The 17,834-nt window shown below is 56.7% G+C and carries 18 protein-coding genes and 3 tRNA genes; 1 reads left to right on the forward strand and 20 read right to left on the reverse strand.

Translation table 11 applies throughout. The features are described 5' to 3' along the window. Together AKL27_RS24205 and AKL27_RS24210 are read right to left on the reverse strand one after the other, a co-directional pair. Positions 1–362 (reverse strand): hypothetical protein (locus AKL27_RS24205; RefSeq protein WP_157057080.1); only part of this gene is annotated, 362 nt, incomplete at its 3' end. Between the two features lie 94 nt (positions 363–456). Continuing rightward, on the reverse strand, positions 457–1,425 hold the full coding sequence (locus AKL27_RS24210) for a chemotaxis protein (protein ID WP_050465455.1): 969 nt from the start codon (positions 1,423–1,425) through the stop codon (positions 457–459). Positions 1,426–1,590: 165 nt separating this feature from the next. Between AKL27_RS24210 and AKL27_RS27975 the strand changes: the two genes are divergently transcribed. Continuing rightward, entirely contained in the window at positions 1,591–1,845 is a 255-nt protein-coding gene (locus AKL27_RS27975; RefSeq protein ID WP_157057081.1) for a hypothetical protein, read from the forward strand. A gap of 17 nt (positions 1,846–1,862) precedes the next feature. On the opposite strand, the gene AKL27_RS24220 is transcribed toward AKL27_RS27975, so the two are convergent. The 18 genes from AKL27_RS24220 to AKL27_RS24305 all read right to left on the reverse strand — a co-directional run bounded on the left by AKL27_RS24220 (position 1,863) and on the right by AKL27_RS24305 (position 17,834). Further along, positions 1,863–1,938 (reverse strand) — tRNA-Gly (locus tag AKL27_RS24220). Between the two features lie 10 nt (positions 1,939–1,948). Next, a tRNA-Cys gene (locus AKL27_RS24225) sits at positions 1,949–2,022 on the reverse strand. Positions 2,023–2,147: 125 nt separating this feature from the next. Further along, positions 2,148–2,223: transfer RNA gene (locus AKL27_RS24230), tRNA-Gly, on the reverse strand. Positions 2,224–2,264: 41 nt separating this feature from the next. Beyond that, positions 2,265–2,855 (reverse strand): CDP-diacylglycerol--glycerol-3-phosphate 3-phosphatidyltransferase, encoded by a 591-nt coding sequence (gene pgsA, locus AKL27_RS24235; protein ID WP_050465457.1) that lies wholly within the window; start codon positions 2,853–2,855, stop codon positions 2,265–2,267. Positions 2,856–2,965: 110 nt separating this feature from the next. Further along, positions 2,966–4,840, reverse strand: a complete 1,875-nt coding sequence (uvrC, locus tag AKL27_RS24240) for an excinuclease ABC subunit UvrC (RefSeq protein ID WP_050465458.1) — start codon at positions 4,838–4,840, stop codon at positions 2,966–2,968. Between the two features lie 17 nt (positions 4,841–4,857). Next, positions 4,858–5,910 (reverse strand): beta-N-acetylhexosaminidase, encoded by a 1,053-nt coding sequence (nagZ, locus tag AKL27_RS24245; protein WP_050465459.1) that lies wholly within the window; start codon positions 5,908–5,910, stop codon positions 4,858–4,860. Next, positions 5,907–6,299 (reverse strand): holo-ACP synthase, encoded by a 393-nt coding sequence (gene acpS / locus AKL27_RS24250; protein ID WP_050465460.1) that lies wholly within the window; start codon positions 6,297–6,299, stop codon positions 5,907–5,909. The genes nagZ and acpS overlap by 4 nt, the downstream gene beginning before the upstream one ends. A 7-nt stretch (positions 6,300–6,306) precedes the next feature. After that, the gene (gene pdxJ / locus AKL27_RS24255; RefSeq protein WP_050465461.1) at positions 6,307–7,068 is read right to left on the reverse strand and encodes a pyridoxine 5'-phosphate synthase; all 762 of its coding nucleotides are present in this window, start codon (positions 7,066–7,068) and stop codon (positions 6,307–6,309) included. Between the two features lie 4 nt (positions 7,069–7,072). Next, positions 7,073–8,347 carry a benzoate/H(+) symporter BenE family transporter gene (locus tag AKL27_RS24260; RefSeq protein WP_083439268.1) on the reverse strand — a complete coding sequence of 425 codons (1,275 nt, stop codon included), beginning with the start codon at positions 8,345–8,347 and terminating at the stop codon, positions 7,073–7,075. A gap of 16 nt (positions 8,348–8,363) precedes the next feature. Next, positions 8,364–9,140, reverse strand: coding sequence for a DNA repair protein RecO (recO, locus tag AKL27_RS24265; protein ID WP_408609787.1), 777 nt, complete (start codon positions 9,138–9,140; stop codon positions 8,364–8,366). A gap of 117 nt (positions 9,141–9,257) precedes the next feature. Further along, on the reverse strand, positions 9,258–10,172 hold the full coding sequence (gene era, locus AKL27_RS24270; RefSeq protein ID WP_050465463.1) for a GTPase Era: 915 nt from the start codon (positions 10,170–10,172) through the stop codon (positions 9,258–9,260). Then, complete coding sequence (rnc, locus tag AKL27_RS24275; protein WP_050465492.1) at positions 10,169–11,203, reverse strand: ribonuclease III; 1,035 nt, start codon at positions 11,201–11,203, stop codon at positions 10,169–10,171. The genes era and rnc overlap by 4 nt, the downstream gene beginning before the upstream one ends. A 137-nt stretch (positions 11,204–11,340) precedes the next feature. Beyond that, complete coding sequence (gene lepB / locus AKL27_RS24280; protein ID WP_050465464.1) at positions 11,341–12,252, reverse strand: signal peptidase I; 912 nt, start codon at positions 12,250–12,252, stop codon at positions 11,341–11,343. Beyond that, positions 12,249–14,042, reverse strand: a complete 1,794-nt coding sequence (gene lepA, locus AKL27_RS24285; protein WP_050465465.1) for a translation elongation factor 4 — start codon at positions 14,040–14,042, stop codon at positions 12,249–12,251. The genes lepB and lepA overlap by 4 nt, the downstream gene beginning before the upstream one ends. 224 nt (positions 14,043–14,266) lie before the next feature. Next, complete coding sequence (locus tag AKL27_RS24290) at positions 14,267–14,587, reverse strand: glutaredoxin family protein (RefSeq protein ID WP_408609786.1); 321 nt, start codon at positions 14,585–14,587, stop codon at positions 14,267–14,269. A 94-nt stretch (positions 14,588–14,681) separates the two neighbouring features. Next, the gene (locus tag AKL27_RS24295; protein WP_050465466.1) at positions 14,682–16,151 is read right to left on the reverse strand and encodes a DegQ family serine endoprotease; all 1,470 of its coding nucleotides are present in this window, start codon (positions 16,149–16,151) and stop codon (positions 14,682–14,684) included. Positions 16,152–16,165: 14 nt separating this feature from the next. Continuing rightward, positions 16,166–17,191: a MucB/RseB C-terminal domain-containing protein gene (locus AKL27_RS24300; RefSeq protein ID WP_050465467.1), complete on the reverse strand. Its 1,026-nt coding sequence runs from the start codon at positions 17,189–17,191 to the stop codon at positions 16,166–16,168. A gap of 1 nt (position 17,192) precedes the next feature. Beyond that, positions 17,193–17,834, reverse strand: coding sequence for a sigma-E factor negative regulatory protein (locus AKL27_RS24305; RefSeq protein ID WP_050465468.1), 642 nt, complete (start codon positions 17,832–17,834; stop codon positions 17,193–17,195).

The raw sequence follows: 17,834 nt of genomic DNA on the forward strand, positions 1-17,834 counted from the left end.
TCCGGCAACAGTACCGCCGGTTCCTGTACCGCCATGGCGCCGTCATTGGCGGCGGCCAGATGCAACCGGCCGTGGCCTTCGATCACGCAACCGGAAGCGGACAACAGGGACTCAAGCAAATGCTCCAGAGGGATGCCGGCGCCCGAGATATCCCATTGTCCGGCCTGGAATTCGCCAGCCCGGAACGGCTCCGGAATCAGGATGGCGGGTGCCACATCCAGATAAATGCGCGCAAAGACGATGCTTAACTTGTCACCATCCTGGCGCGCAAGATAATAAAGTGATGCGCCATGGTAGGCCTGTCGCCATGGCGCGATCAATTTGAAAAAAGCGTCGATCCTCTGCTGGGACGATGGCTTCATTGAGAACTCTTTTTCTGATAAACCTGCACGCCCACGTCCTTGCCGCAATCACTGCGCGCACGGAACGACCTTGAAGCATCCCACGATCCTGCTGCTACTTGACCAGCACCTTGCGGATTGTCGCCGCCAGTTCTTCGGCCACAAACTTCGAGACATATGCATCGGCCCCGACATTTTTTACATGATCTTCATTCGCCGCGCCCGATAACGAGGAGTGGATCACTACCGGTATCGCCTTCATGAAATCATCGGCCTTGATATTGCGCGTCAGCGTAAACCCGTCCATCTCCGGCATTTCCAGATCGGTCAACACCATCGCCACCGAATCGGCAAGCTGCTTGCCCTGCTGTTTTGCCTCGGCCGACATCTGCAACAATTTTTCCCACGCTTCCTTGCCGGTCTTGTGCATCAGATAGGGAATGCCCATCGCCGTCAAACCTTGCTCGATCAGCGAGCGCGCCACCTTGGAATCGTCCGCTGCAATGACGACGGTTCCCGGTTTCAATTGCACTCCGCCGCCCAGCGTTTCCGCGCTCATCTCGCGGTTGGCCGGCATGATTTCATGCAATATCTGCTCCACATCCAGCACCTGCGCCAGGCGACCGCCTACCGTTTCGGCATCGCCTTCCCGGGTATCCAGCCGCGCAATGCTGGTGACAAAATTGCCGCCGGTCTTCGATTCCGCCGACAATACCTGACTCCACTCCAGCCGCACGATTTCATCCACCGACTCCACTGCAAATGCCTGTGTACTGCGGGCATACTCGGTGACCAGCAAAATATTCAGGCCACTCTTGGGCACACACCCCACCACTGCCGGCAAATCAATCACGGAAATGATCTGCCCGCGAATATTGACCATCCCCAGCATTGGCGACACCGTACCGGCTGCGGTAGTAATAGCCGGCATCGGCACAATTTCACGAATCTTGAATACATTGATGCCGAATAATTCTGAACGCTCGCCATAAGGATCGGTCCCGAGCCGAAACAACAATAATTCAAATTTGTTGGAACTGGTTAAATTGGTCCGTTCGTCGATTTCTTTTTGAAATGCATCCATGCCGTGTCCCCCTGTTAGTTATAACTTATTGACCGACTGTCTCAATGTAGATGGGAATGCGGCTTAAAACAATTGCCACAGATAAAAAACCACAGATATTTCGCGTCTGTATTGCCGAAGCGACAAGAATGTTCCGAGCGTTGCATGGAAACTTCCTGACAGCGCGTGTATCGCCTCATCGCTGGTGGCCGGCACATCACGACGCTCAGTGACGCGGCCAATTTCCGGCAGGAAGAATCCCGCGACCAGGAATGGATTTTCGCCACGGAAATTGCACGGCATATTGAACCGCGTATGGCATCCGGCACCGCAACAAGAAAAGCGCGCACGACAGATCAGCGCCATGAAGGGCAAAGGAACGAAGGGGAATATCGAATGATTTGGTACAGCAGAAAAGAAAAAAGGAAACTCACAAAGTGAGTTTCCTTTTTTGCATATGGAGCGGGAGAAGAGGCTCGAACTCTCGACCTATACCTTGGCAAGGTATCGCTCTACCAACTGAGCTACTCCCGCATGGAGCTTTTGGAGGCGGGGGTCGGGATCGAACCGGCGTAAACGGCTTTGCAGGCCGCTGCATAACCACTTTGCTACCCCGCCAGGGGATGCGTATTCTAACTGCGAAATTGTTTTCTTGCTTGTGTATTTTCAAAAAAAGAAAATACTGTCTGCGGCCAAACTCTCACAATAAAAAAAGGAAGCAACTAAGCTTCCCTTAGTAATTCTGGAGCGGGAGAAGAGGCTCGAACTCTCGACCTATACCTTGGCAAGGTATCGCTCTACCAACTGAGCTACTCCCGCATCAACAACAGAGCGCTATTATAGAGACTCCACATTCATTGTCAATAGCCTGTTTTGTTTTCCTGTACTTTTTTTATCAGCGGCCATGCTTTTCGCAAATAATAAAACATCGACCAGACAGTCAGCACCGCGGCAACCCACAACAACAACTTGCCCCAGAAAATCGTGTCGATCACATGCAGGAAATCACCGTAGTACAGCAGCATCGGAATGGCGATCATTTGCGCCGTGGTTTTGATTTTGCCGAGCGAGCTGACGGCCACCGATTTCGATGCGCCGATCTGCGCCATCCACTCACGCAAGGCCGAGATGGCGATTTCACGACCGATGATGATGAACGCGATGATCGGATGTACCCGCCCCAGATGCACCAGTACCAGCAAGGCGCCGGTCACCATCAGCTTGTCGGCCACCGGATCCAGAAAGGCACCGAAGGCCGAAGTCTGATTCCAGCGCCGCGCCAGAAAGCCGTCGAACCAGTCAGTCGCGGCGGCGACGATGAATATCACCGTCGAAGCGATGCTCTGTTCCATCACGGACAAGCCGAGTTCAGGCACATAAAAAACACCAACCACCAAAGGGATCAATGCGACGCGCAACCAGGTAAGAAGAATCGGAATATTGAATGGCATACGTTTGTTTTTTTATCTTGAAACCAGAGGCACGTTAATCAAATTAACGAGATAGTATCAGAGCCTGCCAGCGAAACCCTTGCGGCTTGCGATTAATCGCCGCTCAGGACTCAATGAAGCTGCTTATATATTTCTTCTGCCAACGGTCTAGAAATGCCGTCAACCGAGGCCAGATCATCGATACTGGCATCCGCCACGCCCCGCAAACCGCCAAAACGGGCCAGCAATTTCTGCCGGCGCTTGGCACCGATGCCTTCGATTTCCTCCAGTCGTGAAGTCTGCCGTGCTTTGGCGCGCTTGGCGCGCATGCCGGTAATGGCAAAACGGTGCGCTTCGTCGCGAATCTGCGCGATCAGCATCAGGGCGGCGGACTCCTTGCCCAATTCCTGTGCTGCACGGCCATCGGCGAAAATCAGTGTTTCCAACCCGACCTTGCGCCCTTCGCCCTTGGCCACGCCGACAATCAGACCGATATCCAACCCCAGCTCCGACAATACCTGCCGCGCCATTTCCACCTGGCCCTTGCCGCCATCGATCAGCACGATATCCGGCATGGTGCCCTCGCCATTGGCGACCTTTTCATAACGCCGCATCAAGACCTGCCGCATCGCCGCATAGTCATCGCCGGGCGTGATGTCATTGATGTTGTAACGCCGGTATTCACCGTTCTGCATCGCGTGATGATGGAACACCACGCAAGACGCCTGCGTCGCTTCGCCTTGCGTATGGCTGATGTCAAAGCACTCGACGCGCAAGCTGTCGATATCCTCGACGTCGATACCCAATGCATCCACCAGCGCCCGCGTACGCGCCTGTTGCGAACCCTGCTCGGACAGCAGGCGCGCCAATGCAATCTGCGCCCCCTTGAACGCCATTTCCAGCCACTGCCGGCGCTGTCCCTGCGGCTGGAACGTCAGCGTAATACGATGCCCGCACTGCTCCATCAATGCCACCATCAAGGCCGGATCATCGAATTCGGTATTGACGATCAGATTGCCCGGAATGAATTTGTCGATGTAGTGCTGCGCCAGAAATGCCTTCAATACTTCGACCTCGATCGCATCTTCTCCGGTGGCGATGGCGCCTTCAACATGCGTCGGGAAATACGCGCGATCGCCTAGATGACGACCACCGCGCACCATGGCCAGATTGACGCAGGCCCGTCCGCCCTGCACCACCACGGCGATGATATCGATATCGGCATCGCTGCCGGTTTCCATGCTTTGCTGATGCAATACGCTGGACAATGCCGCAATCTGATTGCGCACGCCGGCAGCTTGCTCAAACTTCAGCTCGCCGGCAAAGGCATGCATCTTTTGCTCCAGCGTCTGCAACACCTCGGTCTGGCGACCGCGCAGGAATTTGGACGCATTTTCGACATCGATGGCGTACTCTTCATCGCTGATCAGTTTGACGCAAGGGCCGCTGCAGCGATGAATCTGGTGCAGCAGACAAGGCCGGGTGCGATTGGCAAACACCGTATCTTCACAGGTGCGCAGCAAAAATACCTTTTGCAGAATCTGGATCGATTCCTTGACCGCCCAGGCATTCGGGAAAGGTCCGAAATACTGGCTTTTCTTGTCCACCGCGCCACGGTAATACGCCATGCGCGGATAGGTATGGCCGGTGATTTTAAGATAGGGATATGACTTGTCATCACGAAACAGAATATTGAATCGCGGCTGCAAGGTTTTGATCAGATTGTTTTCCAGCAGCAGCGCCTCGGCCTCGCTGCGCGTGACGGTGGTTTCCAGTCGCGCAATGCGCTCCACCATCATGGCGATGCGCGGACTGGTCAGCGTCTTCTGAAAATAACTCGATACGCGTTTCTTCAGATCGCGCGCCTTGCCGACATAGAGAAGTTTATCCTCGGCGTCAAAGTAGCGATACACGCCCGGCAACGGCGGCAGCTTGGCCACCGTCTCCAGAACGATTTGACGCGGATCGGGCTCGGCCGGGGGGGCGGTAACTGGTGCGTCCGACACGTTTCAATCCTGTCTGATCAAAGCAACGACTGCACCAGCTTGCGGGCTGCGCGATAGCGCTCATCTTGTTGCAACTGATCCCAATCGGCGCATGCCGCCGTCGGCACCAGTGCCGCCAGACGCGTGGCCGATACGGCCGCGGCAGCGGGGTCGGCCTGCAACTCCGCCAGCAACTGGTCGGCCTTGTCGGGCGCATTGCAGATCAGCACCATGTCGCAACCGGCATCAAGCGCCGCGTGCGCACCATCAGTCACGCTGCCGGCGACGCTGGCACCTTCCATGCTCAGGTCGTCGCTGAAAATGACGCCCTGGAAACCGAAATCCTTGCGCAGAATTCGCAGCCACTTCTTGGAAAAGCCCGCCGGTTTGGCATCGACCTTGGGATAAATCACGTGCGCCGGCATGACTGCCGTCAGACTCATGCCAAGCCAGTCGTAAGGCATGGCGTCATCACCAACGATGTCCTTGAGCGCGCGCTCATCGACCGGAATTTCCGTATGGGAATCAGCCTTGACATAACCATGACCGGGGAAGTGCTTGCCGCAATTGGCCATGCCGGCCAGCGCCAGACCGTGATTCAGGCTCTTGGCCAGCAAGGTCACCACGCGCGGATCACGATGGAAGGAGCGATCACCAATCACGCCGGACGCGCCAAAGTCGAGATCCAACACCGGCGTAAATGACAGGTCGATGCCGCATGCGCGCAATTCTGCCGCCAGCACGAAACCGGTGGCGGTCGCCAGTTTGGTCGCCTCAAGTACGTCGCGCTCCCACAACTCGCCGAGGCTGCGCATGGCGGGCAAACGGGTGAAGCCATCGGTCTTGAAGCGTTGCACGCGACCACCTTCGTGATCCACCGCGATCAACACGCCGGGACGCGCGGCGTGAATGGCGGCGGTCAAGGCAGTCAGTTGCTGACGGTTTTCATAATTCCGCGCAAACAGGATGACACCGCCGGTCAGCGGATGCCGAATGCGGCGAATATCTTCCGCATCCAGCGTGGTTCCCACGACATCGAGCATGACCGGACCGAGCGCAGCTTGGGTTGATGCTGTTGCAACTACATTCATGTTTTCTCCACAATGACAAAGGCGACCGCGTACTCAGCCTCATCGGTGATGCTTACCTGCGCGGTCAATCCGTTTTCTTCCATCCAGACTTTGAGGCTGCCGCTGGTCACTGCCACCGGCTTGCCACTGGGCGCATTCAATATCTGCACGGACCGCCAGGTCATCGGCATGCGCATGCCCATGCCGATTGCTTTGGAAAATGCTTCCTTGGCGGCAAACCGCGTCGCCAGAAAACTGATCCCGCGCGCTTCGACCTTGCCCTTGCGGCGCAAATATTTTTCCATCTCTTCCGGACCCAGCACCTTTTGCGCAAAACGATCACCACGTCGCGCCAGCGTGGCCTTCAAACGCGAAATCTGCAATATGTCGGTGCCGATGCCGTAAATCATTTCAGCCCTAGCCTTGCGCCAGACGAGCTTTTTGCATGATCGCCTTCATTTCGCTGACGGCATTGCGCCAGCCGACGAACACTGCATGCGCGACAATGGCGTGACCGATATTGAGTTCGGCAATCTGCGCAATGGCGGCAATCGCCTGCACGTTGGTGTAATGCAGACCATGTCCGGCATTCACCTGGAGACCGCGCCGGATACCTTCATCCACCGCCAGCTTGACGCGCTCCAGTTCGATTTGCTGTTCACGTTCGTCATGCGCTTCGGCATAACGACCGGTATGCAATTCAATCACCGGCGCACCGACTTCGGCAGCGGCCTGAATCTGTGCCGGATCAGGATCGATGAACAAGCTCACGCGAATGCCTTCGGCCTGCAATTGCCGCACTGCGGCTTGCACCTGGGCAAAATGGGTAACCACGTCGAGACCGCCTTCGGTCGTGATTTCATGCCGCTTTTCTGGCACCAGGCAAGAATCCTGCGGTTTGATGCGACAGGAAAAATCGATCATCTCACTGGTAACTGCCGCTTCCAGATTCATGCGCGTGCGCAACAACGGGCGAATCGCTTCGACATCGGCATCGCGAATGTGACGCCGGTCTTCGCGCAAATGCAGGGTAATCACATCAGCGCCCGCCTCTTCGGCTTCCAGCGCCGCCCGGATCGGATCCGGATAGGCGGTGCCGCGCGCATTGCGCAAGGTGGCGACGTGATCGATATTGATGCCCAGTTCAATGACCGGGCCGACTGGATGCAAGAAGCTCATGAGATTACTTGGACACGCCGTGAGTTGTTGAGTGAGAAGATGAATTGGACGCCACCGATGCTGTACGCTCCACCGGCGCCTGATTGCCGGCGACAACCGAAGCCGGAGCAACCGGACCGGGCCGCACGCGCCAGTTGAATACCAGCATGGTCAGACCGCCGGCCACCAGCCCCCAGAATGCGGTACCGATGCCGAACAGCGAAACGCCGGAAGCCGTTACCAGAAAAGTGATCAGTGCAGCTTCGCGTTGTTTATCGTCGGCCATGGCCACGGTCAGCCCGTTGGCGATAGTGCCAAACAAGGCGAGGCCGGCAATGGCCATGATCAGCGCTTTCGGAAACGCCGCAAACAAGGCCACCACGGTGGCGCCAAAAATACCGGCCACCACATAAAAGACGCCGGCGGCGACACTCGCCATATAGCGACGCGAAGGGTCTTCATGTGCTTCCTTGCCCATGCAAATGGCGGCAGTAATCGCCGCCAGGCAAATCGAGAAGCAACCGAATGGCGCCAATACCATTGTCGTCAGGCCGGTCCAGGTCATCAGGGGCGATACCGGCACCTGATAACCGGAGGCGCGCATGATCGCCACGCCCGGCGTATTTTGCGACGCCATGGTAACCACGAACAATGGAATGCCGACACCCAGCAGGCTGGTCAGCGCAAATTCCGGCATCACGAATTCCGGCTTGGCGAACGCCATATGCACTGCTTCGAATTGCAGCAAGCCCTGACTCCAGGCAAACAGCGTCCCCACCACCAGCACCAGAATAATCGCGTAGCGTGGTAACAGCCGCTTGCCGATCAGATACACCGCGAACATCAGCAAGACCAATGCAAATTCCAGTTTCATCGCCACGAACACGTCCATGCCGAAGCGCACCAGAATCCCGGCCAGCATGGCAGAAGCAATCGACAATGGAATGCGGTTCATGGCGCGTTCGAACAAACCGGTGATGCCGCACAGCGTCACCAGCAAGCCGGAAAACATGAAGATGCCGATGGCCTGCGCCATTGGCAGCCCCGCCAGGCTGGTTACCAGCAAGGCGGCGCCCGGAGTCGACCAGGCCGTCACCACCGGTTTGCGGTAACGCAGCGACAAACCGATACAGGTCAGCCCCATGCCCAGGCCGAGGGCGCCGATCCAGGAACTGATTTGCGCCGGGGTGGCGCCAGCCGCGGCTGCGGCTTGAAATATGATTGCTGCCGAACTGGTGAAACCGATCAGCACTGCGACGAAACCCGCCGCCACGCCGGACCAGGAAAAATCTTTGAGCACCTTGGTATCCTCGTTTTTATAGCTGCATCAGGTCGATCAAAATCTGGCGGGTATTGAGCGGCGCGCCGCCCAGATGATGCGACAGCAAGAAGCGCATCAGCAGTTTGCTCTGACTCTGGGTGGTGACATCGCGGTAATCTTCGTGCTCCATGTCGAGCAAGGTCTTGCCCGATACCTTGGGCCAGCCGTCAGTCGGCCGCGCCGGTCGCACGCCGCGCTCGGGATCGATCACATAGATTTGCGCCGGTTCAACCGTGCGACCGCTGACGGTGCACACGGTCCAGTTGGCGGCAACGCCGGTTTCGGTGAGCAATGCGCGTTCGAACTGACGCAACACGATCGGTGGCGATTCGCCATGCGCCAGCTGATTGAGGGTCGCCACATAGTGGTCGAACAAGGCCACATGCGAATCATCGCGCGCCAGCAGTTTGACCAGCAATTCGTTGAGATAGAAACCACACAGCAGCGCCGACTTCTCCAGCGGCAACATACCGCCGACCCACTCGGCGTCCGTCAGCGTGCGGACTTCGGACTTGCCGCTCCAGCTTACCGACAGCGGTTGAAATGTCTGCAACACGCCGCGCAATTTGGAATGCGGTCGCTTGGCGCCTTTGGCTACCAGCGCTACCCGGCCATGCTCGCGCGAAAAGACGTCGACGATCAGGCTGGTTTCTTTATAGGGATAACTGTGCAGAACAAAACCCGGCTGCGCTTGCACCCGATGCTCGGCGACGCGACTGCGACGGGCTGCTGGCTGGGCCGGAACTGCCGCCAGCCGCGCGGCTTGCGCCATGGTTGCCGTCGGCGAAGAAACCGGCTCGACAGAGACGGCGGTGACAACGGCTTTGGTATCTGCGAGTGTGGCTGCCATAGAGGGCTTATCCGGTGGCTAAATGAAAATGTTCAGCGATTATTCGTAACCGTAGGCACGCAATCCTGCTTCATTGTCGGCCCAACCGGATTTGACCTTGACCCAGATTTCGAGATACACCGGACCGCCGAACAAGCGTTCCATATCGAGTCGTGCCTGGGTTGAAATTTCCTTGAGGCGAGCCCCCTTCTGTCCGATCACCATCGATTTGTGGCCATCGCGCTCAACCAGAATCGCGGCAAACACGCGCCGCAAATCGCCTTCCTGCTCAAATTTTTCGATCAGGACCGTGCTGGTGTAAGGCAACTCATCGCCGACAAAACGGAATACTTTTTCGCGCACGATTTCGGATGCGAGGAATTTTTCGCTGCGGTCGGTGATGTCATCTTCATCGAACATCGGCGGATTGTGCGGCAACAAACGGCTGATCTCGTCCTGCAACTGATCGAGCTGGAACTGCTGCGTCGCCGACACCGGCACCACTGCGGCAAAATTGTGCTGGGACGCCACATGCTGGGCAAACGGCATCAGGATGCTCTTGTCCTTGCTGCGATCCGACTTGTTCAATACCAGAATGCTTGGCACGTTGGCCGGCAGCAAATCCATTACCTGCTTGTCGGCCGGGCTGAAATTGCCAGCCTCGATCACGAACAGAATCACGTCGGCCGCAGTCAGCGTACCAGTCACCGTACGGTTGAGCGTTTTGTTCAGGGCGTTGCTGTGACGGGTCTGAAAACCCGGCGTATCGATATAGACGAACTGCGTGTCACTGGTGGTTTGAATACCGGTGATGCGATGCCGCGTGGTCTGGGCCTTGCGCGACGTAATGCTGACCTTGGCGCCAACCAGCGCATTCATCAATGTCGATTTACCGACATTGGGGCGACCGACAATGGCGATATAACCGCATCGAAAATCAGTCGAAGCGTCGGCGGGGGCGGAATTTTCTGTCATGCGGTCTTTGTTTGTGTAACGTTGGGTGCTGCGGTTTCAGTGGTGTGTCCGGCCGGCTGTTCTGCGACCGGGGCAACAGGCACATTGCCCGCCGCCGTATCTTTATTGCTGTCGCCTTTGACTGCGTCCGTTTTGACTGCGTCATTTTTAACGGCATCGGCTTTGACAACAAGCCTGACGTCGTCTTTGCTCTCTTTCGCGTCCTTGCCGTGGCGGACTGCTTTAGGCTCGCTCCTGGCCGCCGGCGCCTCTGGTGCGACTTCGTCTGCCGGCGCGTCAGGCTGGATGGTGGCGATCCCCGCCAGCTTCAATTGCGTCGTGCGGGCACGCGGTTTGCGGGTCGCGGCCGGGGTTTTGGCCAGCGCGGTCTGCACTGCTTCCAGCGCCAGCTTGGCCGCCGCCTGCTCACCGGCACGACGACTGCCACCGGTACCGAACACCTGTATTTCCAGCTTCGGTACCAGACATTCGATTTCGAATTCCTGATTATGCGCCGCGCCGTGGGTGGCGACCACATTGTATTGCGGCAAGGCGATCTTTTTGCCTTGCAGATATTCCTGCAACAATGTCTTGGCGTCCTTGCCCAGAGTTTTCGGGTCGACGGTATCGAGAATCGGGATGTACAAAGCGCGAATCACATCGCGCGCGGCATTGAAGCCGTCATCGAGAAAGATGGCGCCGAACAAGGCTTCCAGCGTATCGGCCAGAATCGACGGCCGGCGGAAACCACCCGACTTCAGCTCACCTTCGCCGAGCCGCAGGAATTGGGACAACTCCAGGCGCTGTGCTATTTCGTACAATGATTGCTGTTTGACAAGATTGGCGCGCAAACGGGACAGATCACCTTCATCGATCTTGTTATAACGATCAAAGAGCAAGGACGCGACCACGCAATTGAGAATCGAGTCGCCCAAAAACTCCAGACGTTCATTATGCAAGCTGCTATGGCTACGATGCGTCAAGGCCTGCTGCAGCAACGAAGCGTCCTTGAAAACGTGGCCTAGCCGATTTTGCAATATTAAGGGATCCATGTATTCATCCGTCACATGGGCCGCAGGCATGACTGCCGGCATGCGACCCTGACCGCGACACTCCGGCCCGACACATCAGCCGGTCCGGTCGCGGGAGTTGCTGGAATAGAGTAGTGCCTCTGCCTCCACAAAGATGCTTAATGGAAACTGCCAATCCGTTTCAGATTGCCCAGATTCATCCAGACAAAAAATGCTTTTCCGACAATGTTCTGATCCGGCACAAAACCCCAGTAGCGGCTGTCCAGGCTGTTATCCCGGTTGTCGCCCATCATGAAGTAGTTGCCTGCCGGTACCGTACACGCAAAGCCTTCGGCATTGTAAGTACACAGTTCATGCTGCGGAAACGCGTCAGGATTCGGGACAAAGGCGGGCGCACGGTCATCGGTGAGGATCTTGTGCCCGGCCTTGGTCAGGTCTTCCTGCCACTGCTTATAATACGTCAGAGTCTCCTCATCGAGATAATCGGGTAGTGGCTGGTAAGAAACTTCTTTACCATTCACCGTTAGTCGCTTGTTTTTATAGATGATTTTATCACCTGGAACGCCAACCACGCGTTTGATGTAATCGACCGACACATCCTTCGGATATTTGAACACCATGACGTCGCCGCGTTCCGGATGATTGATCTCGATGATTTTCTTGTTCACGATCGGCAGGCGAATGCCGTAAGTGAATTTGTTCACCAGAATCAAATCACCCACCAGCAAGGTCGGCACCATCGAGCTCGATGGAATCTTGAACGGTTCGTAGAGGAATGAGCGCAGGAAAAACACCAGCGCGATCACCGGGAAGAAGCTGCCGGAATATTCGATCCAGGTCGGCTGCTTCATGAGCCGCGACTCCAGCGCGGCACGGCCGCCGGTGTCGGTCTTGATGCCGTCGCCGCTCAGCTTGGCAACGCGTGCATCAAACTCGGCCAACGCCGCATCGGCTTTGGCGCGGCGCTGCTTCGACAGGAAAAACACATCCAGAAACCAGACGACGCCGGTAATCACCATCAATACAAAAAGAATGAGCGCAAAGTTGCCCAGAAGAGACTGCAGGTTCATTTTTCTTCCACCTGTAAAATTGCCAGGAAAGCTTCCTGAGGAATTTCCACCGAGCCGACTTGCTTCATGCGCTTCTTGCCGGCCTTTTGTTTTTCCAGCAGCTTGCGCTTGCGGCTGATGTCACCGCCATAGCACTTGGCCAGCACGTTCTTGCGCAAGGCCTTGACGTTTTCACGCGAGATGATGGTGGCGCCGATGGCGGCCTGAATCGCCACATCGAACATCTGGCGCGGAATCAGTTCACGCATCTTGGCCGCCACTGCGCGACCGCGGAACTGGCTGTTGGCCCGGTGCACAATGATCGCCAGCGCATCCACCTTCTCGCTGTTGATCAGCATGTCAACCTTGACCACATCGGCCGAACGGTATTCCTTGAATTCATAATCCATCGAGGCATAACCACGCGAGGTCGACTTCAGACGATCAAAGAAATCGAGCACGATTTCCGCCATCGGCATTTCATAAGTCAGTTGCACCTGCTTGCCGTGATAGCTCATGTTGATCTGCACGCCACGCTTCTGGGTACACAGCGTAATGACTGCGCCCACATATTCTTGCGGCATGTACAGATTGACCGTCACGATTGGTTCGCGCACTTCTTCGATCTTGGACGGCTCCGGCATCTTGGACGGGTTGTCCACCATCAGGATGGTGCCGTCGCGCATGACCACTTCATAGATAACCGTTGGCGCAGTGGTGATCAGATCCATGTCGAACTCGCGCTCGAGCCGCTCCTGGACGATTTCCATATGCAGCAGGCCGAGGAAGCCGCAGCGGAAGCCGAAGCCCAGCGCCTGCGACACTTCCGGCTCGTACTGCAGCGCGGCGTCATTGAGCTTCAGTTTTTCCAGCGAATCGCGCAAGGCATCGTACTGATTGGCTTCGACCGGGAACAGACCGGCAAAGACTTGCGGCTGCACTTCCTTGAAGCCCGGCAATGGTTCGGCGGCTTTGTTGTTGACCAGCGTGACGGTATCGCCAACCTTGGCAGCCTTGAGCTCCTTGATGCCGGCAATGATGAAACCCACCTGCCCGGCCGACAGCGTTTCGCGTACTTGCGATTTCGGTGTGAACACACCGATGCTTTCGGTCAGATGCTGGGAGCCGTTGGCCATCAGGAAAATCTTGTCCTTGGGACGCAGCGTGCCGTTCATGACGCGCACCAGCATCACGACGCCGACATAGTTATCGAACCAGGAATCGACGATCAATGCCTGCAGCGGTGCAGCAGGATCACCTTTCGGCGCCGGCACCTTGGCGATCAGCGCTTCGATCACGTCTTCCACGCCGAGACCGGTCTTGGCCGAGCACGGTGTGGCGTCGGAAGCGTCAATGCCGATCACTTCTTCGATTTCGCTCTTGGCGTTATCGGGATCGGCCGATGGCAGATCGATCTTGTTGAGCACCGGCACCACTTCCACGCCAAGTTCAAGCGCGGTATAGCAATTGGCGACGGTCTGCGCCTCCACCCCTTGCGACGCATCCACTACCAGCAAAGCACCTTCGCACGCGGACAGGGAACGGCTGACTTCATAACTGAAGTCGACGTGACCCGGCGTGTCGATCAGGTTCAGATTGTAGATCTGACCGTCGCGTGCCTTGTAAAGCAAGGCTGCAGTTTGCGCCTTGATCGTGATGCCACGTTCACGCTCGATATCCATCGAGTCGAGAACCTGTGCTTCCATTTCACGATTGGAAAGGCCGCCGCAGAGCTGAATGATGCGATCTGCAAGCGTGGATTTGCCGTGGTCGATATGGGCGATGATCGAGAAATTGCGGATATTGTTCATTAATAATGACAAGGCTATTACAAAAAAAGGCGCTCCGAACGGGGTTCTTACTCCCCAGGCGAGCGCCTTCGCAGCAGGTTATTCGATTCCGCATTTTACCGGATTTCAGAGTAGAAAGCCCGTTAAAACAGGGACGTGACGCGCAACCAGAGGCACCAAAGGACGATCGTTTTCCGGAAATATCACCGGAGCAAGCTGTGACGCCCGGCTTCCGGGCGGCGTGATCAGGATATTGCCAAAAAGGAACGGACCCTGTCCTGATCAAGAAAGTAATGACAAAGCCGGACCGGCTCGCCATTTTGATGTCGTCCGAACAACACCGGCACCAACTCATCGTACAGCGCGACCAGCGCTTCATCAGCATCAACATCGATCATGTCGACGGTAAACTGATGCTCCCCTTCCAGCGACTTCAGCGCCTGCAACATGTCGTCGCAAAGATGGCAATAGGAACGGGAGTAGATCGTAAAGTGAGGAAGTACCATGAAGTTATCGTCGCCGGCGTTGTATCTGACATCCTGCATCAGACACGGATCATCGAACATGAATCGGTAAAAAGGCTGCATGCCTGAAAGACATGCAGCCTTTGCTGCTGGTGCCAACCCGGAGATTGTGGTGCAGCACGCTGCACCAGCCGGATCAGTTACCCGAATTTGGTCGCAACGGAATGAACTGCGAAGAGTCGCCTCTTCTGACCAGCACTGCCGCGCGCTTCTTCGAATCAAGTTTGGCCACCAGTGCATTGAGTTGCTTGGCGTCCTTGATATCGACATCATTGAGTCGCTGCACTACATCACCGGGACGCAAGCCCGCTGCTGCCGCCACACCCGATGCAGCCTCAACCAGTACGCCGTTCTCGACCTTCAGTTCCTTCTTCTGGGCATCGCTCAGATCGCTGACGATCAGTCCCAGCGCGTTCGGCGTTGCTTCCGGCCTGGCTTTCTTTTCCTCGGCCTTGACCGCCTTGTCCGATTCCAGCTCAACGATGGTCAGACTCACATCACGCGCACTGCCCTTGCGCCAGACACTGACCGTGGCCTTGGAACCCGGCTTGGTGGAACCCACCATGCGCGGCAAATCGCTTGGCTTGTCAATGGTCGCGCCATTGAACTTGAGAATGATATCGCCGGCTTCGAGGCCGCCCTTTTCCGCCGGGCCGCCCGGTTCGACACGTTGCACCAGCGCACCCTGTGCCTTGCTCAGGCCGAGTGACTCCGCTACTTCCTTGGTAACTTCACCGATCTGAACCCCGATACGGCCGCGCGTCACTTTGCCGCTGGCCTTGAGCTGATCCGACACGCGCAGCGCTTCATCGATAGGCACCGCAAATGAAATCCCCATGAAGCCGCCGGAACGGCTGTAAATCTGGGAATTGATACCGATCACTTCGCCCTTCATGTTGATCAGCGGTCCGCCCGAATTGCCGGGATTGACGGCAACGTCAGTCTGAATCAATGGCAGGTAATCACCTGTATCGCGCGCCTTGGCCGAGACGATACCGGCCGTGACCGTGCTTTCCAGACCGAATGGCGAACCGATTGCCAGCACCCATTCGCCGGCGCGGATCTTGTCCGAATCACCCATCACCAGACGCGGCAGATTGCTCGCTTCGATCTTGAGCAGGGCCACATCGGTACGCGTGTCGGAGCCGATGATCTTGGCCTTGAGTTCGCGCTTGTCGGTCAGCGTGACATAGACATCGCTGGCGCCATCGACGACGTGCGCATTGGTCAGCAGGTAACCGTCCGCTGAAATGATGAAACCGGAACCGACGCCGCGCGGCACTTCTTCTTGCTGTTGCGGCTTGCGGTTACTGCGCGGTGCATTGGGTTGCGGCTGCTGACGCGGCATCGGCACGCCAAAAAAGCGACGGAAGAATTCCTGCATTTCTTCATCATCGCCACCAGCCTGAGGCTGTCCGGCCTTGACGCGTTCGGTCGTGCGGATATTGACGACTGCCGGACCGGTACGATCCACGATGTCGGCAAAGTCAGGCAAGCCGGCGACCGCAGGAGCAGCCTGGGCGACGGTGATGCCAATCAATGGAGGAGCCAGAAATGCCGAAGTACTCAGAAGCGATGCCAACAAAATCTTTTTCACAGGAGCCATTGTCGTCATAAATTTTATTTGGATTTGAATTCGATCGAATTTGATACCTGCCGAATTGCTGCGCCAGGCACTTCCCCTACTACGGTCAGCCAGTAGTCACCCTGACGACGTCCGACAATATTCATTGCCCCTTGCTGCATTGATCCCTCAGTCCGGCTTTGCGAACCGGGCTCAATGAACACGGAGATGGCAGCAAGACCATCCGAAAAGACGATCTGCGACACTTCGCGCTGCGTGGTGTTGCCGCTTTGGGCGGTCCGCGCACCTGAATTCTGGGTATCTGAAATCAGCCGCCGGACTTCCTGAATCTTCTTGAAACCGGGCGGCGGCGTCACACTCCAGCCCGACAGGTTGACCTGGCTCATCACCGCATTTTCCACGTGCCAGCCATTGGTATTCGGGAAACTGGTCTTGACGCGGCTGTGGTCGATATTGCCGATTTCGATTTGTGTAAATGAAATCTGTTCGACGATTTCGTTCTTGGCATCAAAGGTCTGCGCCCGGAGCAACAAGCCGGTCGCCTTGTCGGCCCACAATTTGTAGCCGTAGCGCAACTTGTCCTTCGGTTCCAGTACGATAGCCTGACAGTCGAGACCCGCAACGCGACCGGTCTCGCCCATCCTGACGTTGTAATAATCGACCAGATCGGTAGGATTGGCGGCCAGAATTGCCGGGAACACGTCCCGTGTCACCCGCTTTTCAATCAGGACCGTTTTGGTTTCCGGGACATAACAGGCGACATCGTCATTGCTGCGGATGTATTCCCGCGGCTTGCCGTCGAGTACTTCCAGTTTCTCGACTTCATTCTTGCCGAACAGCAGATGCGTGATTCTCGACGTGCGCATCTGGTTGGCTTGCTGATACACGAATGTGCCGGAGTAATTGAGTCGCTGTGCAGCAGACTGAATCTTCTTCAGCAAGGTTTGCGCGTCCTGATTACTGCTTACCTTGTCAGATACCGCTGTTTCGGCATGCACTGAAAATGCAATGCAAGCCGAAAGCAAGAGTGCGAACCTGAGCAAACCTTGTGCTTGCCGCATATTATTTGTCAGAGTCAATGGCAAAAGCAGCCGAACGAGCATATTGGGCTGTACTGTACAGGGAAGGAGAGAAACGCTGGTGTGCCAGCAGATAGTCGTCGATACGCGGATCACGGGTGACTTCACCCTGCTGCGCGAGGCTGCTGAACTGAACGCTCTTGGTATCGGCAACCGGTCCGGATACGGTAGAAACCGTGCTGGCCATGACCACCGGCGCTGCGGCAGGCGCAGCATCTGCCACGATTGCCGATTGCTGCGGCACGACCACGAAAACCACTGCCGCCACTGCTGCTGCCATCGCCGCACCGGGCATGGCAAAGCGACGGATCATGCGGCTGCGCTGTATGCTGCCGTTCGATACCGCGCGCACGATAATCTGCTCGACAGTCCCCGTCTTGAGTTGCGGCGCAACAATTGCCGGTTCCGCATCCAGTCTGGCGCTCATTCGGGAGGCGAAGTCAGCGCTCAGGGAAAAGCCCATCTCATCGGATCGCAGCACGTCGCCGATCTGATGATACAGATCCCACGTGACCTGCTCTTCTGGTTTGCGCAGCACAGCCAGCGCAATATCGATCTGCTGGTCGACGAGTTCGCCGTCAGCCAGCGCCGAAATCTGTTCCCTGCTCATGTCTTTGGTGTTCAT

Origin of the sequence: Herbaspirillum autotrophicum (assembly GCF_001189915.1) — a bacterium.
GTDB lineage: Bacteria > Pseudomonadota > Gammaproteobacteria > Burkholderiales > Burkholderiaceae_D > Herbaspirillum > Herbaspirillum autotrophicum.

Coding starts and splice junctions, on each gene's coding strand:
- recO (WP_408609787.1), bottom strand. CDS start 9,140: ATGGCGCAAGCCGCGCGGCTGGCGGCAGTTCCGGCCCAGCCAGCAGCC.
- AKL27_RS24295 (WP_050465466.1), bottom strand. CDS start 16,151: ATGGCTCCTGTGAAAAAGATTTTGTTGGCATCGCTTCTGAGTACTTCG.
- pgsA (WP_050465457.1), bottom strand. CDS start 2,855: ATGCCATTCAATATTCCGATTCTTCTTACCTGGTTGCGCGTCGCATTG.
- AKL27_RS24210 (WP_050465455.1), bottom strand. CDS start 1,425: ATGGATGCATTTCAAAAAGAAATCGACGAACGGACCAATTTAACCAGT.
- lepA (WP_050465465.1), bottom strand. CDS start 14,042: ATGAACAATATCCGCAATTTCTCGATCATCGCCCATATCGACCACGGC.
- AKL27_RS24305 (WP_050465468.1), bottom strand. CDS start 17,834: ATGAACACCAAAGACATGAGCAGGGAACAGATTTCGGCGCTGGCTGAC.
- AKL27_RS24300 (WP_050465467.1), bottom strand. CDS start 17,191: ATGCGGCAAGCACAAGGTTTGCTCAGGTTCGCACTCTTGCTTTCGGCT.
- era (WP_050465463.1), bottom strand. CDS start 10,172: ATGACAGAAAATTCCGCCCCCGCCGACGCTTCGACTGATTTTCGATGC.
- acpS (WP_050465460.1), bottom strand. CDS start 6,299: ATGATTTACGGCATCGGCACCGACATATTGCAGATTTCGCGTTTGAAG.
- AKL27_RS24290 (WP_408609786.1), bottom strand. CDS start 14,587: ATGTTCGATGATCCGTGTCTGATGCAGGATGTCAGATACAACGCCGGC.
- pdxJ (WP_050465461.1), bottom strand. CDS start 7,068: ATGAGCTTCTTGCATCCAGTCGGCCCGGTCATTGAACTGGGCATCAAT.
- lepB (WP_050465464.1), bottom strand. CDS start 12,252: ATGAACCTGCAGTCTCTTCTGGGCAACTTTGCGCTCATTCTTTTTGTA.
- rnc (WP_050465492.1), bottom strand. CDS start 11,203: ATGGATCCCTTAATATTGCAAAATCGGCTAGGCCACGTTTTCAAGGAC.
- nagZ (WP_050465459.1), bottom strand. CDS start 5,910: ATGAATGTAGTTGCAACAGCATCAACCCAAGCTGCGCTCGGTCCGGTC.